This is a genomic window from Corynebacterium ciconiae DSM 44920 (genome assembly GCF_030440575.1).
GTDB classification, from domain to species: Bacteria; Actinomycetota; Actinomycetes; order Mycobacteriales; family Mycobacteriaceae; genus Corynebacterium; species Corynebacterium ciconiae.
In genome coordinates this window covers 2,422,585-2,436,713 of the sequence record NZ_CP047189.1, presented here as the reverse complement: position 1 = coordinate 2,436,713, position 14,129 = coordinate 2,422,585, and the positions used below count along the sequence as shown (strand labels likewise).

Below are 14,129 nucleotides of genomic sequence, written 5' to 3'. Positions count from 1 at the left end.
GTCGAGGCCTTGAGGCCTCACCGCCTTGCTGGGGATGGTGTGCCACACTGGAGGGATGAATACAGAAGAGATCAGCGTCTGGTTTGCCCAGCTCTTTCAGCTGGGCGAGCAGCCCGAATGGCAAGAGCTTAGCGTGTCAGGCCACCGCATGGCCCTGTTCTCGTATGGCGAGCTGGCCACCGCAGTCACTGTGGATGCCTCCGCGATCGATACGGGCCTGCGGGCGATGGCTCCGCCAGAGGCCGCGAATCCGTTGAGCGAGGCAGATATTCGGGTAGAGCTGATTGCGCAAACTACCCCAACCCATCGCGAGCAGTTGCCGACGGTTATTGAGCAGGCGCTGGCCCGCATGAGTGATGACTCGCAGGAGACAGCGCCCCAGCCGGGGACGATCCTGGCGGATCTGGTACCGGAGCTGTCCACCCGCCATGGGCTGCTTGTTGCCCCGCAACTATGGGAGCAGGGTGTGCCCCACTTGTGGGAGGAGCCCGAGCAGACGAGGCGTTCTCATGGTCAACTCACCTTGCCGCTGCAGTTGCTGCTGCTCACCACTGAAGAGTTGGAGTACGCCATCACGTATTCCGTGGAGGAGCTGCAGGAACAAATGCCGATCCAGGGGATTGATGTGCATGAGTGGAACCGCTGATGCCCGTATCGCTGGTGCTGGCCGCTACGCGCCGTCGCCAAGCGGCGAACTGCACTTCGGTAACCTGCGCACCGCGCTGATTTCTTGGTTGGTGGCCCGCTCTCACTCGCTGCCGTTTTATATGCGCGTGGAGGATGTGGATACCCAGCGCAGTTCCCTAGAATCCGCCGCGCAGCAGCTCGAGGATCTGCAGCGGATCGGCTTGGACTGGGACGGGGAGGTGCTTTACCAACACCAGCGTTTTCCCGCCTATGAGCACGTGGTGGAGAGTCTGCGGGCGCGGGGGCTGGTGTATGAGTGCTATTGCTCGCGCAAAGACATCGCTCATGCAGCTTCGGCGCCGCACGCCATCCCAGGGCACTATCCCGGCACCTGCCGTGACTTAAGTGATGCGCAGCGCCAAGCCAAGCGCGAGGAACTCGAGGCCACTGGGCGGCACCCGGCGTTGCGGCTGCGTAGCGACGCCACCTCCGGCACCGTGCAGGACTACTGGGCTGGCAATTATCGCGGTGATGTGGATGATTTCGTGCTTCGCCGTGGTGGCCAGGCGCCCGACTGGGCCTATAACCTCGCGGTGGTGGTGGATGATCACCACCAGCAGGTGGGGCATGTGGTGCGGGGCGATGATCTGCTGCCCTCCGCGCCGCGCCAGGCCTATCTTGCCCGACTGCTCGGCTACGAAGTGCCGCTGTATGTTCACGTGCCCCTAGTGCTCAATGAGCAGGGACGACGGCTGGCGAAACGCGATGGCGCGGTGACGCTCCACCAGATGGAGCAGCACAGTTCCACTGCGGATGTCATCCAAGCCCTCGGTGAATCGCTCGGGGTGGTGGGGGCGCGCTCCACCGCGGAGATCCTTGAGCACTGGGATATGGATCAGCTACCGCGCACCGCGGTTACGTTCCGCGGCTAGCCGATTCTGTGGTGCGCGCGGTGGTGTGCTCAGGGATATGGTGGGCGAAGCGACGGCTCAGCCGCTCCACCACCAGCCCCGAGGCTACACCGAACACCATTCCGGAGATAAGGCCGATGAGCGGCTGCTCCCGAAACACCCAGCCGCCGAGGTAACCAAAGAGAGTGCCTTGAATAGCCCAAATGAGCACCCCGATGGCGTCGAAGAAGGCGAAACGGGCATGGGAGTAGTTCGTGGAGCCGAGCATGACAGTGATCACCCAGCGCGCCCCAGGAATGAACCGGGCAATCACGATCACCGAGGCGTCGCGTCGGTGGAGATTGTCATTAGCCCAGTTCATAGCCTTTTGTAGGCGGCTGCGGTTGCGCAGATACCCCATAGCGCGGGTGAGGCTCCGGCCTAGGATGAAGCAGATATTATCGCCGAGAATCGCCCCGGCTGCACAGCACAGCATGATGAGCAACAGGTGCGGGAAGCCGAAAATACCGGAATAAGCTCCGGCGAGATTCATCGGCAACTCGCCCGGGATCACGGGGATGATCGCATCACCAAAGGTCACGCCCCCGAGCAGCAGGTAGATCCACGGCGAGGCCATGAGTGGCTCGAGCCACTGGAACACCATCTCTTCCACAGCCAGCTGCTCGCCCCCTTTCTCGGACGTCGTGCGCCACGCGCACTATAAAGGCGCGGATCATAGGTGAGCGCCGCGTTCTCTTAGCGAGCTTAGCGCGTGAATAGATTGCCTCCTGCCACGAGGGCGGGCTTCACTGGCCGCGCCCAGTGCCGCTGTACGCCGGAAAGGTACTACGCTTTTCAGTATGAACACTCTGGTTACTGGTGGCGCCGGTTTCATCGGCTCCCATCTGGTGGATGCGCTCGTGGCCCGCGGAGATAGCGTGGTGGTGCTGGATAATCTCTCCCACGGTCGGCGGGAGAACCTCCGCGAGGCGCTCGCGACGGGGCAGGTGACACTGCTGGAAGAAGACGTGCTGAACTGCGATTTTCTTCAGATAATGTCCGAGTATCGCCCTGAGGTTGTATTCCACTTGGCGGCGCAGATCGACGTCCGCACCTCGGTGACGGATCCGGTATTTGATGCGGAGATGAACGCCATCTCCACAATCCGCATCGCGGAAGCAGCCCGCCAGACCGGCGTGCGCAAGGTGGTGTTTACCTCCTCCGGCGGGGCCATCTATGGCCGCCCCGAAACCTTCCCCGTGAGCGAGGAGCAGCCGGTGCGCCCGATGTCTCCCTACGCGGCATCGAAGGTCACCGGCGAAACCTATCTGAACATGTACCGCCGACTGTACGGGCTCGACTGCACACACATTGCCCCGGCGAATGTCTACGGCCCGCGCCAAGATCCGCACGGTGAGGCTGGGGTGGTGGCGATCTTTAGCAAGAACCTGCTGGCTGGTGAGCCCACCGTGGTGTTCGGCGAGGGCGCTAACACCCGTGACTACGTGTACGTGGGGGATCTGGTGCAGGCCTTTGTGGCCGCCGCCGGGCAGCAGGGCTCTGGGATGCGCTTCAACATCGGCACCGGGGTGGAAACCACCGACCGCGCCCTGCACAGCATTGTCGCCCATGCGGTGGGGGTGGCTGATGAGCCGCGTTTCGCCCCCGCCCGACTCGGCGATGTGCCCCGCTCCTGTCTCGACTCCAGCCGGGCCCAGCAGGTGCTTGGTTGGCAGCCACAGGTGGATGTGGCCGAGGGCATCGCCCGCACGGTGGAATATTTCCGTAGCCTCTAGCGGGGTGCTTGAGCGTGACGACGCCGCCCTCCTGCCCGAGCTGATGTGGGCGGGAGGGCGGCGTCGATAAGCGCTAGAGCAGGCTAGTCCTTGTCCTTGGCGGGAACCGTGAAGGATTTATAGGCCAGCACAAGGGCGATGATGCTGAGCACAAAGAGCAACACCATGGCGCCGTTGATATTCATCAGCAGGGTGGCCACCCGCAGCTGAATGTTGGCCTGGGTGTCGGTAGAGAGCAACCCGCCGAGACTGGTGGTGGCGTTGGTGGCCATGTAGAGCACGCCCAGGATGATGAAGAACACCCCGGCGATCATGCTGGTGGAGTTCAGTGTGAGCGGACCGAGCTGCACCTTCTTTCCGCGCAGCCACGCGGCCTCGCCGATGTTGAACTTCTCCCACAGGGCGGCCAGCAGGAAGAGCGGCAGGGTCATGCCCAAGGCATAGGCCGCCATGATGGCCATCCCGTAGACCACGTTGGAGGCCACAAAGGCGGTGGTGAGCACCGCGCCCAACATCGGGCCGGCGCAAAAACCAGCAAAGCCATAGACCGCGCCGAGCAGGAAGGTGGGGATCCACCCTGCCGCATTCATGCCCACTTTGCCGGCGAGCGAGGACATTCCGGGAATCTGGAAGCCGCCGCCGAAGAAGATGAACACACCCAGCAGAATCATGATGATTCCGCCGACGGTGATCAGTGTGTCACGTTCGGAGCTGAGCCACTGCCCCAGCGCGCCCGCGCCCGCCCCAATGGGGGCGAGAACCACGACGAGGCCGAGGAAGAACACGGCGGTGCGGGTGATCAGCTCCGTGCGGGAGCTGAATGCATAGGCGAAAAACGCCGGCAAGAGCAGCGCCGAGCAGGGGCTGAGAATAGAGAGCACGCCGGCGATTATCGCGCCGAACAATCCGATCGACGTCATCGTGGAACACTCACCTCGCCTGCGGCGACCTTCGCCAGCTCCACATCAATAACCTCAACGAAGGTCTCGGTGGGCTGGGCGCCCGAAACATAGCGGGTGCCCACCACGAAGCTGGGGGTGCCCTGAATACCCAAGCCATTGGCGTAGGCCTGAGCCTCCTCTACCGGCTGGGCGTAGGTTTCATCGTCCAGGTCCTTGGTGAAGGCATCAATGTCTTCCACCCCGGCGGCCTTGGCGAAGCGGATGAAGTCCTCGCGGCCGAACTCGGGGTGGCCGTTGACGTCCTTAGAGGCGGTGTAGAGCTCGTGCTTGAAGGCGAAGAACTTGCCTTGGGCAGCAGCGGCGCGGCCTGCCTGCGCGGCAGAAACAGCATGGGGGCCGTTAATGGCGTAATCATTCCACTCGATACGCACCAGACCATCTTTCACGTACTGGTCAATGAGCTCCGGCTCGGTGGTGTTGGCATAGCGAGAGCAGTAGGGGCACTCGAAATCAGAGAATTCCGAAATCACCACCGGCGCATCCACCGCGCCGTAGGCGAAGGGATCGCTCGCGTCGCGGCGAGCAACCTTGAGGATGTCCGCCATGGACTGAATCTCGCCGCTGGGCCCATAGATTGTGGCATCAAATGCGCCATCCTTGGCCTCGGGCTCAAGTGAGCCCGAGCCGGGCTCGACTTGGGAGACCAGCTCGGCGATCTCCTCCTTGCTCATCTTCTCCACCTCGGAATCCTCCGGCGGGGCGGCAGCGTCAGAGTCCTGCTGCGCGGCAGACGGCGCGGCCTGAGCAGCGGTGTCTTCCGTGGCTTTCGTCCCCACCACATAGCCGCCGAGCCCAGCGATCAACAGCAGCACGCCGAAAAGGGCCCACACGACGGCGGGTACCTGGGAGATAGGGGAGGCGGGGGCGTTTTCGGTAGCGGCCTCAGTGGCTGCGCCCGTTTCGTCGCTCTCGCCGGTCGCGCCCGTGTCGGCGGTGCCGGTTTCCTCGGCGGGAGAGGTGGTGGCGTTGGGCTCGGTGCCGGCCTCTGCATCCTTATTGGGTGTGAGGTCCTCGGCGTCCTCAGGGGTAGGGGTGTGGTCCGGTCCGTTGTTCGGGGCCTTAGGCATAAAAGGTGTCGTCTCACTTTTCTTCAAGGCCGGTGGCCTTGGGGTCGGTGCCATCGAGGGATGGATCGTGTGCTTCGGGGCGCACCGCCGTCTGCAGGGCGACGGCGCGAGCTAGCCTAGCGTAGCGCAGTTCCTGTTCGCGAAAACGAATGTAGCTAGAGATCGTGGTGAACATGAACGCCACCACCAGCAGGTAGAGCAAAAGGTCTGTACCTCGGGAAACACCGAGCCAATTAGCCACCACGGTGAGGTCATCGGGGCGCACGATCGCCCAGATGCATGAGATCAAGAACACCAGAAAGCCGAGCTTCACCCCGGCCTTAGCGCGGGCCTTTTTGCGCTGGCTCACAAAAAAGACTGCTAGGCCGATCGTGGCAAGCAGCAGAACAATTTGCATAATGATTTGTCCCGAACTCATGACAGGTTCCTTGCGATAAATCCGTCGGCCAAAATGTTGACTCCGTTGAACAGCGATTGGCCCTTGCTCATTGAATACTCGGTGTAGAGAATATCCACGGGCTGTTCGCTCACCCGCCACTTGTTGGTGTCCATGAGGGTGACAAACTCGCTGGCGTGACTCATGCCGTTCATGCGCAGGTTGAGCTGCTCGGCCACGGTGCGGTTGAACACACGCAGACCATTGTGGGCGTCAGTCAAACCCAACTTGCGGGTGCGGCGCGAGAGCAGCACCACGGTCTTTAACACGATGCGCTTAATCAGCGGCACTTGGTCATCAGCGGCGCGCGGCCGACCAAAACGGGTGCCGACGATAATGTCCACATCCTCCGTGCGCAGCCGATTGATCATGGCCACCACGTCTTTGACCTGGTGTTGGCCATCGGCGTCGAAGGTGACAAAGTTCTGCGCGCCGGGCTGGGCGCGGGCGTATTCCACGCCGGTTTGAATAGCGGCTCCCTGGCCGAGGTTCACAGGATGGTTCACCAGATGCGCACCCGCGGCGTGGATGGCCGCGGCCGAGTCATCCTTGGAGCCGTCGTTGACCGCCACGATATTGGGGAAGGTCTGGCGGGCGTGCCGGATCACATCGCCGATCACAGGCCCCTCATTAAAACAGGGGATCACCAACCATGTATCCGCATAGTCGCCGGGCTGACGGCGGGCGTCATCGGCGCTGCGGGAAGAATCAACAACGGACATGCATGCCATGCTAGTGATTTCCTAGCCGCGTTTGGGGGCAGCCACGCGCGCTGCGGTGTGAATGAATCTCCGCGCCAGCTCACAGGGGATGCGTGTCGACGCCGCCCTCATCCCCATCACCTCTCGGCGTGGATTCGGCGGTGAAAGAGCACCCGATAGACCCGCGTGAGCAGCTGCTTAGGCAGAAGGCGATAGGTCGACCGCAGGAGGAAATTACCCACCGCGCGGAATGCGGTAACAAGGCCATAATCCACAAGGTGGCGCTGCATGGTGAGCTCGGCGTGGATCATGTCGAGGCCGGTGCGGCGCGAAAGTTGCGCATCGCCCACTCGGAAATACACCAGTTCTTCCGTCATGTTCGCCAGCACCTTGCCGTCGGCCACCAGCCGCGCCATGAGGTCATAGTCTTCCATCAAATGCACCGGCTGATACCCGCCCACGGCGCGAATGGCCTCAACGCGGGCCATGACCGTGGGATGGTTGATGGGGTTATTGATGGTGAGATACCGGTTGATCTCTGCGGGGCTTTCCGGCAGAGCCCGCACCCCGGTGGGTTGCTCGGGGAAGTCCACAAACTCTGTCATGGCGCTGCCCACCAGATCCACCCCAGGGTGCTCGGCGAGGAAAGCAAGCTGGCGCTCGAAGCGCTCGGGATAGGAGATATCGTCGCTGTCTTGGCGGGCGTAGAACTCCGTGCGGAGCGTGGCCATTGCAGCCGCCGAAGCCACCGCATTACCCTCGTTGTTTTCGCGCCGTAGCACCCGTACCTCGTCCCGGGTGGCCTCGGCCTCAGCGAGGATCTCAGCCACATCCTCGCCTACGGGGCCGTCCTGCACCAGCAGGATCTCCTCGGCGGGGCGGGTTTGGGCGTAGAGACTGTCCAACGCCTGGCGTACGTGCGGGGCGGTCGTCCCGTGGTACACCGTCATCAACACCGTCAGGCTTGGATCAGTCACCGTGAATACACCTTTCACCTAGCGGACATCTCACGGCCTCACAGCCTAGTAGGCCCGGCTGAGAGCTAGCTGAAATCCATCCAGAACTTCAGCTTGTCCGAGCTGAGGGAGGAGAAAGCGAACACACACGGATCGGCGTGAGCCCGCAGTTCCTCGCGCGGCTGGGCGCGCAGCCAAGTGAGATAGTCCTCCTTAAAGAAGGACGCATCCAAGCCGGATTCCTCCCGTTCCTCGGGGCTGAGGCTTTCCAGCTGAGCGGCGGTGGCCACACCGAGGAACTGGCAGGCATCACCATCGGCGAACTGCCACTGTTCCTCCTGGAAAGAAGCAAAAGAAGGAGTGCGCTTCATCAATTCCTCGGCGCGCTCCGGCAACATCCCCTCGGGGGCGGTGGGAACGAAGGTGGCGTCGTACTTCTCTGCGGCAGCACCAGAAGCGATGCACCACGGGCAGAGATTCTCTACCCGCTCGAGCGCATAGGGCCGATACATATAGGCCCACCCCGTCTTGCGGCCACAACAGGGGCATTCGGCGTCCTCGTTACGCACGATCGCGCCGGTGATCACCGGATCCGGGTGATAGCGGAAGCTGGGGAGCTCATCGTGGGCGGGCTCCGCCTTTGCGGGGCGCGCGGCAGCCTCGGTGATCGGGGTGCTCACGGTGGCCACGTCGGGAAGGATGGGGCGATCAATGCGGTACTGCAGCCCCGCCATGAGAGAGGGGAACTCGTGCGGTAGCACCGAGTACACCAGCGCATCGTCCACATTGCCGTCACCCAAACGAGAGGCGCTGCGCAAGGTGCCCTCGTAGCGCAGATCCGCCTTCTCAGCGGCGCGGCGGGCCTGGATATTGGTGCGGGGTACCACCATGGAAAAACGCTGGGCGCCGAGGCTGTCGAAGCTGTACTTGATCAGTAGCGCCAAAATCTCAGGGAAGACGCGGGTGGACTGGGCGCCACGGGTGACCCACGTGTGGCTCAGCGTGACAGTGGGAACATCTGGGTTGTCTACCTGTAGCCCAGTCACACCCACGGCACGGGTGTCGGTGTTCAAGCGCACCAAGAGGGGCAGGGAACGGCCACTATTGGCGGTGGCGCAGAGCCGCTCCAAATAGCTGGGCATATCCTCCGGCTTAGGCACCCCCGACCAGTATTGTTTGTGCAGATCCACTGCGGCGCTGCCGAGGATCTCTGCGTGGTCGGTGCTCAGCGGCGTCAGGCTGATGACGCTGCCTTCTAGGGTGACTGAGGAATCAAACATAAGGACTATCTTAAGAAAAATCGCAGGCGTGTGCAGTGGCTTCTGTGCCCCCGCGGAGGCGTTATCACTAGCTGGCGATAATGAAAAACAGCACCGCTAGCTGTTATTTTGTAGCGTGGGCGGCATGACATTTCGCGTAAAAGCTGTGCAGAAGACGTCCCCCGACTCCCCCTTTGAGATCGCCGAGATCACCCGCCGTGATCCGCGGCCCGACGATGTGGTGATCGAGATCAAGGCGGCGGGTATTTGCCACAGCGATATCCACACCATCCGCAACGAGTGGGGCGAGGCGCACTTCCCGCTCACCGTGGGCCACGAGATCGCTGGGGTTGTCACCGAGGTTGGTTCCGAAGCCACGGACTTTGCCATCGGCGAACGCGTGGGTGTGGGCTGCATGGTCAACTCCTGCGGTGAGTGTGAGCAATGCCGCAACAACCAAGAGCAGGACTGCCTCAACGGGGCAGTGGGCACCTATAACTCCACGGACGTCGACGGCAGCATCACCCAGGGCGGCTACTCCCAAAAAGTGGTGGTGAATAAGAACTTCGTCTGCCGCATCCCGGAGGGTATCGAGCTAGACCAGGCTGCGCCGCTGCTGTGTGCCGGGATCACCACCTACGCGCCCATCGATCGCTGGGGCGTGGGAGAAGGCGATACCGTGGCTGTGCTGGGCCTCGGCGGGCTGGGGCACATGGCTGTCCAGATCGCCGCTGCCAAAGGTGCCAAAGTAACGGTGCTTTCGCGGAGTCTCCGCAAGGAGGAACAGGCTCGTGAGCTCGGGGCGGAGCGCACCCTCGCTACCACCGAGGAGGGATTCTTTGAGCAGCACCGCGGCGAGTTCGACTTTATTCTCAACACCATCAGCGCCGACATCGATGTGGATGCCTACTTAGGGCTGCTCAAGCCGCACGGCGTGATGGTGGTGGTGGGCCTGCCGCCGAGCCAGCAGCCGCTCCATTTCGGCTCCGTGGTGGGTGGGGCTAAGGTGCTCGCCGGCTCCAATATCGGTGGCATCCAGCAGACCCAAGAGATGCTGGACTTTTGTGCCGCCCATGGCATCGGGGCTCGTATAGAGAAGGTATCCGTGCATGAGGTGGACGCCGCCTACGAGCGTGTTGTTGCAGGCGAGGTGCAGTTTAGGTGCGTTATCGACACCGCCAGCTTCGAGAACTAGCCTGCCGGATCGGCTAGTGCTCGTGGCCGAACACGGTGTGGGAGATGAGCTCGGCGCGGGTGCGAACCTCGCCGAGGATCTCTCGTGGATCGACGGGGCAATCAATGTGGAAGGACACCGCGAGCGCGGCGGCCGGCTGGCCTAGGTGATCCAAGATAGGGGCAGAAAAGGAGCGGTGAGCGCGGTCGATGCGTTCGTTCTCCTCTGCCCAGCCGCGCTCGCGGATGATCGCCAGCTGTTCCATGATGTCGCGGAAGCTCATCTGGTTCGGCACTGGCGAGGTGGAATAGGTGGCTTTTACTTGCTGCTCCGAGCGCAGCGACAGCATAGCCATGCCGGATGCGGTGATGAACGCCGGGATGCGCACCCCAGCGTCGAAAAGCAAGCTAGCGGCATTTTTGCTGCGCTCCTCCAAGATATAGAGGACATCGCTGCCTGAGAGCTTGGAAATGTGGGCGCTGCCGCCGATGAGCTCGGCGAGGAACTTCGCATGACGGGCGCCCACGCGCACCAGCGGCTGCTGCGTAGTGTAGGCCGAGGCCATCGCGTAGGCCGCCACGCCCAAACCATAGGTTTTTTCCTCGGGCAGGCGCACCACATAGCCGGCGTCTTCCATGACTGTGAGCAGGTGGTACACCGTGGAGCGCGGCAGCTCTAGTTCGGTGTAGATGCGGGCGGCGGAGACGGGGACATCGATACTGGTCAGCAGCGTTAGGATGCGAAGGACGTTGGTGGCTGCTGGGACCCGCGATGAGTGTCGTCGGGTGTGCTCGCTCACTTCTCTCACGTCCTCCTTCTGCTCAGGGTGTAGCACTCGTCGGCCGCGCGCTTGCGGACGCCTCTCACTATACCGAGGAACTAACGGTTCGGTAGCTTAGCGCGCGGCCGCCAGATAGCACACACCGCCTCGAGCGCTGAGGGCTGCGAGGCGGTGAAAAGTGGCGGTGAGTCTAGGCTTTAGCGCTTCTCATCCCAGCCGGTGGTGTTGATATCCGAGCTATCGAATGCCGTGGTCTCGGTATCGAAGCTGGTGGTCTCGTTAGTGGCCGGTGCGGTGGCAGGGGTGGTAGCCGCGGTAGTACTTGCGGCCGGGGTGTAGCCAGCGGTGGAGTCGAACTCGGTGTCCTTATCCTTGCCGTTACGGAAGGGGCGCACCAAGAGGTGATCCAAGGACACGCGGCCGGCCCCAGCAGCGGCGAGCAGCAGCCCAGCGGCGCCGATTACGCCCACGAGCTCCCAGCCGCCATCGGAGACGAAAATGCCCGCGTCGCGGTGCGCGAACCACGCGGCGCCAGCCATGAGCACGAAGAGCACAGGCCCCACGAAGCGAACCAAAAGGCCCAGAACAATGGCGATGCCGCCGGCAAACTCGAAGTAGGAGGCGAATTGTGCGGCGAGCTCGGGATTGGGCACACCCATGTCGGTGAACTTCTCGGTTACCCCAGAGACAGTCCAATCATTGATCTTCTGCCAACCGTGCGCAATAAGCACGGTGCCAAGAATAATACGGGCGATGAGCTGGAAAATATCCTTAAAAACAGTCACGACTACACAGCCTACATAAAGGTTCCCTTAAGCAAAACATGGAAGTGAACACCATTTTCTTGGGGCTTACTCAGACCCGTGCATTCTTCCCTACCCGCCGGACGTGGCCGCCCAACAAAGAGATGATGTGCACCGCCACCCCGATGAGAGGGCCGAGGATCAACGCCGCGCACACTGCGGTGCTCAGGGGTAGCGGCAGCGCAAGTACCGCGAAGGCACTCGCGGTGGCGACAATCCAGCCGAGCACATAGACACTGTGGCGTTCGTGGCTCAACGCGGCGCAGCCGGTGATCATGAGCGAGCCGGTGCAGGCGGAGGCAAAGGTGAGCACGGCTAGGAGCCAGCCGGGCAGCACATAGCTGGCCGGGAGGAACAAGCCCAGTATCCACGGCCCGAGCAGCCAGGCCAGAGCCGCGCCGAGAAGCCCGATCCCCGCCACGGCAGCCAGTGGTGTCACCAAGGCAGGCAGCAGCCGCTCCCGGCGATCCACGAAGTACACCACTAGGGCGGATTGGAAGCGCTGGGTGGGAACGAGGATGGGAGCGCGGGTGAGCAGCACCGCCATGATGATGGCCGCCACGCTCACCCCGTCCGCGGTGGTATCGCCGGTGCCGTGGGTGATGCGCACCAGTGGCGGGAAGCCGGTAATCAGGGCGGCGGAGGCCCCAGTGGCCGCCATGGCGGAGAAGACGCCCCGCCGATACGCAGCCGAGGTGACATCCACCGGTGCGGCTAATGCGGCGCGGGCCTGCGGCGCGAGCGCAATGATGAGCAGCCAAGTGGTGGCGCCTAGGACGGTGATGAGTAAGAAGGCGCCGATTCCCCAGCCGCGCCACCACGCCACACCGGCGGCCAGCATGCGCACACCCGAGTCGATAGTCACCAACCAGGCGTATGCCCCCCACTGCTTGAGCCCGGAGAGCACACCGGAGAGCAATGCTTGGAACACATAGGAGGACAGGCCAATAGCGAAGAGGGCGATCGCGGCCGGGTGGGCGTGGTGTAGCAAAAATCCCATCCACACCCCGCCGGTGGCGAGGATCGTGATACCGGCGATGATGGCCACCACTCCGGCGAGCCGGACGGGGCGTGCCGAGCGGGGATGTGCCCCAGCGCGCACCGCGGAGGTGGCGCGGGTGGTTTCCTGCGTGATGCCGTCGATAAGCCCTGCGAGGGCGAAGAAAAGCCCCCAATATGCTTGGAAGTCGGCGTTGGTGGCCTCGGGCAGGGCCCAAGAGGCCACGATGACCACCACGAATCCCGAGAGGGCCGCGAAGATGGTGGCGAGAGACAGCGCGCGCATGTGAGTGATCCTAGGCGGTGGGGAAGGGCGGAAGCGGCAGGGACAGCAGCCAGGCGGAGCGCAGCTGCTCGAGCTCGGGGTGGCGCTCGGGGGCGAGGTGGGCGCGCAGGGCGTGGAACAGATCCACCGGCTCCACCACGCCGTGGCGGTCGCGGGTGGCGTAGGAACGCAGCGCTGTAAAGAAGGCGGTGTCGCCGAGCAGCAGCCGCAGGGCGTGCACGAACAGCGCGCCGCGTTTGTAGAGGCGATCATCGAACATATCGGCCGGCCCAGGATCGGCGAGGAGCAGATCCTGTGGCTTTTCCTGGAGTCTTTGGTAGTGCTCGCGGGCGTAGTGTTCGGCGGGGGTGCCGGTGGAGTGCTCGAACCAGAGCCATTCGCAGTAGCAGGCAAAGCCTTCGTTGAGCCAGATATCGTCCCACTGCGCCACCCCGAGGGAGTTGCCGAACCATTGGTGGGAGAGCTCGTGGGCGATGAGCCGCTCCCAGGTGCGGGCCCCGTCGGCGTGGTTGGCGCCGAAGATTGATAGCCCGTGCGCCTCTAGGGGGATTTCCAGCTGGTCGGCGGTGATGACTACCCGGTAGTCGGGGAAGGGGTAGGGGCCGAAGAGCTCGGTGTACAGCTGCACCATGCGGGCCTGATCGGCGAAGTCGTGCAGTACCCGTTCGCGCAGCGACGCCGGGGCATAGGCGCGTACGGGCACGGTGCCCGCGCGGCCCAGCTCGATGGTGCTGAACTCGCCAATCTGTACCGAGGCGAGATAGGTGGCCATCGGTTCGGCAACGCGGTAATGCCAGGTTGTGGTGGAGTTTTTGCGCACGGTCTCCACCAGCTGGCCGGTGCAGATCACGCTGAAGGGGTTATCGGCGCTTACGCGGATGTCGTAGAGGGCCTTTTCATCTGGGGTGTCATCGCAGGGAAACCAGCTGGGGGCGCCGTGCGGTTGGCTGGCCACTAATGCCCCAGCTTCGGTTTCCTCCCACCCGATTTCGCCCCAGCGGGAACGGATGGGTTGGGGATTGCCGGAGTAGCTGATGACGAGGCTGAATTCGGTGTCTTCAGGCACCTCACGATCGAAGATGATTACCAGCTTGTTATCTCCGCGGTGGCGGAACTTCCTTACCTTCACCTGCGCCCCGCCGGCGGCCTGGGCGCTCACCCGCCGCACATTCAAGGTGCGGGCACAGTCCACGGTGAGCTGCGTCAATGGAAGATAGCTGAGCACATCCAACGTGGCCGTGCCGGAGAGGTGATTGGGCATGACCCGGTAGGTGAGGTCGAGGCCGTAGTGACGGATGTGGAATCCAAGGTTGAAGTCCACACCCGTGTAGCGATCCCTTGTGCCGGGGATGTCGGTGGTGCGCAGGCGTGTGAAGGAACTCATCGCGGCTC

15 protein-coding genes are annotated in these 14,129 nt (G+C 63.0%); 4 read left to right on the top strand and 11 right to left on the bottom strand.

Annotation, left to right across the window (positions count from 1 at the left end; translation table 11 throughout):
• Positions 1 to 55 precede the first annotated feature (55 nt).
• Positions 56 to 646: a suppressor of fused domain protein gene (locus CCICO_RS10680; protein WP_018019558.1), complete on the top strand. Its 591-nt coding sequence runs from the start codon at positions 56 to 58 to the stop codon at positions 644 to 646.
• Complete coding sequence (gene gluQRS / locus CCICO_RS10675) at positions 624 to 1,559, top strand: tRNA glutamyl-Q(34) synthetase GluQRS (protein ID WP_018019557.1); 936 nt, start codon at positions 624 to 626, stop codon at positions 1,557 to 1,559. Before CCICO_RS10680 ends, gluQRS begins: the two co-directional genes overlap by 23 nt.
• Here the strand turns inward: gluQRS and CCICO_RS10670 are convergent.
• Positions 1,543 to 2,181, bottom strand: coding sequence for a DedA family protein (locus tag CCICO_RS10670; RefSeq protein WP_244263991.1), 639 nt, complete (start codon positions 2,179 to 2,181; stop codon positions 1,543 to 1,545). The genes gluQRS and CCICO_RS10670 overlap by 17 nt on opposite strands.
• A 196-nt stretch (positions 2,182 to 2,377) precedes the next feature.
• On the opposite strand from CCICO_RS10670, the gene CCICO_RS10665 reads away from it, so the two are divergent.
• Positions 2,378 to 3,313, top strand: a complete 936-nt coding sequence (locus tag CCICO_RS10665; RefSeq protein WP_018019555.1) for a GDP-mannose 4,6-dehydratase — start codon at positions 2,378 to 2,380, stop codon at positions 3,311 to 3,313.
• A gap of 83 nt (positions 3,314 to 3,396) precedes the next feature.
• On the opposite strand, the gene CCICO_RS10660 is transcribed toward CCICO_RS10665, so the two are convergent.
• The 6 genes from CCICO_RS10660 to CCICO_RS10635 all read right to left on the bottom strand — a co-directional run bounded on the left by CCICO_RS10660 (position 3,397) and on the right by CCICO_RS10635 (position 8,715).
• Positions 3,397 to 4,233 (bottom strand): cytochrome c biogenesis CcdA family protein, encoded by an 837-nt coding sequence (locus tag CCICO_RS10660; RefSeq protein ID WP_018019554.1) that lies wholly within the window; start codon positions 4,231 to 4,233, stop codon positions 3,397 to 3,399.
• Positions 4,230 to 5,126, bottom strand: a complete 897-nt coding sequence (locus CCICO_RS10655; protein WP_026161417.1) for a DsbA family protein — start codon at positions 5,124 to 5,126, stop codon at positions 4,230 to 4,232. Before CCICO_RS10655 ends, CCICO_RS10660 begins: the two co-directional genes overlap by 4 nt.
• Positions 5,127 to 5,355: 229 nt before the next feature.
• Positions 5,356 to 5,760 (bottom strand): DUF2304 domain-containing protein, encoded by a 405-nt coding sequence (locus CCICO_RS10650; RefSeq protein WP_018019552.1) that lies wholly within the window; start codon positions 5,758 to 5,760, stop codon positions 5,356 to 5,358.
• Positions 5,757 to 6,500, bottom strand: a complete 744-nt coding sequence (gene ppgS, locus CCICO_RS10645) for a polyprenyl-phospho-N-acetylgalactosaminyl synthase PpgS (RefSeq protein ID WP_018019551.1) — start codon at positions 6,498 to 6,500, stop codon at positions 5,757 to 5,759. The genes CCICO_RS10650 and ppgS overlap by 4 nt, the downstream gene beginning before the upstream one ends.
• Positions 6,501 to 6,616: 116 nt before the next feature.
• Positions 6,617 to 7,456 carry a glycosyltransferase gene (locus tag CCICO_RS10640; protein WP_018019550.1) on the bottom strand — a complete coding sequence of 280 codons (840 nt, stop codon included), beginning with the start codon at positions 7,454 to 7,456 and terminating at the stop codon, positions 6,617 to 6,619.
• 65 nt (positions 7,457 to 7,521) lie between these two features.
• Positions 7,522 to 8,715: a CbrC family protein gene (locus CCICO_RS10635; protein ID WP_018019549.1), complete on the bottom strand. Its 1,194-nt coding sequence runs from the start codon at positions 8,713 to 8,715 to the stop codon at positions 7,522 to 7,524.
• A 124-nt stretch (positions 8,716 to 8,839) separates the two neighbouring features.
• On the opposite strand from CCICO_RS10635, the gene CCICO_RS10630 reads away from it, so the two are divergent.
• Positions 8,840 to 9,889, top strand: a complete 1,050-nt coding sequence (locus CCICO_RS10630) for an NAD(P)-dependent alcohol dehydrogenase (RefSeq protein ID WP_026161414.1) — start codon at positions 8,840 to 8,842, stop codon at positions 9,887 to 9,889.
• Positions 9,890 to 9,902: 13 nt separating this feature from the next.
• Here the strand turns inward: CCICO_RS10630 and CCICO_RS10625 are convergent, their stop codons facing one another.
• The 4 genes from CCICO_RS10625 to CCICO_RS10610 all read right to left on the bottom strand — a co-directional run bounded on the left by CCICO_RS10625 (position 9,903) and on the right by CCICO_RS10610 (position 14,121).
• Positions 9,903 to 10,667, bottom strand: a complete 765-nt coding sequence (locus CCICO_RS10625) for an IclR family transcriptional regulator (protein WP_018019547.1) — start codon at positions 10,665 to 10,667, stop codon at positions 9,903 to 9,905.
• Positions 10,668 to 10,846: 179 nt separating this feature from the next.
• Entirely contained in the window at positions 10,847 to 11,434 is a 588-nt protein-coding gene (locus CCICO_RS10620) for a DoxX family protein (protein WP_018019546.1), read from the bottom strand.
• A 70-nt stretch (positions 11,435 to 11,504) separates the two neighbouring features.
• A complete protein-coding gene (locus CCICO_RS10615; RefSeq protein WP_018019545.1) occupies positions 11,505 to 12,737 on the bottom strand; it encodes a hypothetical protein in 1,233 nt (410 codons plus the stop codon).
• A 10-nt stretch (positions 12,738 to 12,747) separates the two neighbouring features.
• Complete coding sequence (locus tag CCICO_RS10610) at positions 12,748 to 14,121, bottom strand: M1 family metallopeptidase (RefSeq protein ID WP_018019544.1); 1,374 nt, start codon at positions 14,119 to 14,121, stop codon at positions 12,748 to 12,750.
• Between the last annotated feature and the right edge of the window lie 8 nt (positions 14,122 to 14,129).